The sequence below is a fragment of the Pricia sp. genome (assembly GCF_041745955.1).
GTDB lineage: Bacteria > Bacteroidota > Bacteroidia > Flavobacteriales > Flavobacteriaceae > Pricia.
Window position 1 is genome coordinate 1 of sequence record NZ_JBGTHY010000073.1, and the last position, 1,900, is coordinate 1,900.

The following is a 1,900-nucleotide window of genomic DNA, read 5'->3' on the forward strand; positions in this document are numbered from 1 at the left end:
GAAAAGGTACGCTTGAATTCATCGAAGGCGTATTCTTCGTGTTTAAAGGTCAGGCCCAACCTATCCGCGTTTAACGATTGAAAGATTTCTGGTCCGATCGTTTCGGCCGTTCGCACCATTGTATCTTGGGGCTCGTAATCAATGGTATGCAAGGTATCGGGGGAAAGGCCATCGATACGCTGCAACTTTCCATCGGCCCAAGTTACCTCGACCGTAAAGGAAGTAGCGCTGCCCAAACCAAATGAGAGTATGGGGTCAACGGAGGACATATAGCCCCTGACCGACAGGTTTTCCTGATATTTTAATTCACGGGAAGGAAGAACGAGCTGCACCTTGGCACCAACCGCCTTGTTTTCCATGGTTTTCGATTTCAATCGGAGGCGGACAAAATGGGTACTGTCCTTTAAGCCCACGTTTTTAACGGGGTCGGAAGTTATCAAGTCGTTGCGATATAGACTTGCCTCGGAATCGATGTTGTTGAACACCAGATCTAAATCCCCATCGTTGTCCAGATCGGCGTAAGCGGCACCGTTGGAATAGGTCTTTTCTTCGAGCCCCCACGAGTTGGAGACGTCTTTGAACATCAGATCACCGGTATTTTTATAGGCATAATTCTGTATTTTTACCTCGGGAAGTTCGTAGAGTTTTTTGATCCTATTATTTCGGGCCTCTTCTTCGGACATTCCATAGAAAGATTCTGCTTGGTTCAGGTACACCGCATAATCCAGATTGGTAATGTCGCGGCGATACCCGTTGGTCACTATCAAATCCTTTAGGCCGTCATTGTCAAAATCGGCCAGCAGGGGCGCCCAGCTCCAATCCGTTGCTTGTATCCCGGCCAATTGACCCATTTCGCTAAATTCCAGCTCTCCTTGGCCGTTTTTTCCTTGATTAAGTTGCAGTACGTTGCGAACATACTGGTCTTGGTACCCTAGATTTTCTGCAAGGGTGAAAAAGTCCCTATTGGTCTTCATCACCATCATTTTTCTGCGCTGTTCCGGTTCGGGCAGCATATCGACCACGCAGATATCGGGGAGTGCATCATTATTGAAATCCTGTATATCTACCCCCATACTGTTGTAGGAGGTATGCTTCAAAAAATCGGTGGATCTGTCGGTAAAAGTACCGTCTTGGTTGTTGATCCAAATAAGGTCGTTGGATACAAAATCGTTCGCGCAATACACATCGGGCCAGCCGTCTTTATTTAAATCGGTAATGCAAAGCCCCAGTCCATGCCCTTCTTTTAAAATACCGGCACTCGACGTCACATTTTTAAAAACGGGATGCCCATCTTGAACTCCCTTATTTTCATACAACCGATCGTTCGATTCGCCCTTCCCGTCGTTCTTTTTTTGACGGAGTTGGTTACGGCCGGTCCGTTCCATGGCGTTGGTAAGTATATAGCAATCAAGGTCGCCGTCTTTATCATAATCAAAGAAGGCGGATTGTATGGAAAATCCATCGTCTGCGAGCCCATATTCCGTACTCGATTCTTTAAACACGGGAACGTTATTTTTATTTCCCTGATTGACAAACAGCAGGTTCGACCTCCCGGCCTTGGAACCCGTGGCATTGGCCACCGAGAGATATACATCCATCAGGCCATCTTGGTTAACGTCCGCTACCGAAACGCCCGCACACCATTTACTTGTAGATACCCCGGCTTTCTCCGTAATATCCCGAAACCTGAAATCGCCTTGGTTCAGGTATAACTTGGAGGATACCAAGTTGCCGGCAAAAAAAACATCCTGTAAACCATCGCCGTTGAAATCGCCAATCCCTATGCCCCCTCCATTGAACAGCACGTCATATTCAAGGGCGTTTAGCGTATCACTTTCAAAAGGTTGGATTCGGTTGTTGAAGTCCATTCCCGAATAATCACTTGAAACCAATTCGAACA

The 1,900-nt window shown here is 46.9% G+C and carries 1 protein-coding gene; it reads right to left on the minus strand.

Going from position 1 to position 1,900, the window contains the following annotated elements; all coding sequences use genetic code 11:
- Positions 1-1,900, minus strand: a 1,900-nt coding sequence (locus ACEW8S_RS02240) for a CRTAC1 family protein (RefSeq protein ID WP_373516558.1), incomplete at both ends; no start/stop codon positions are given.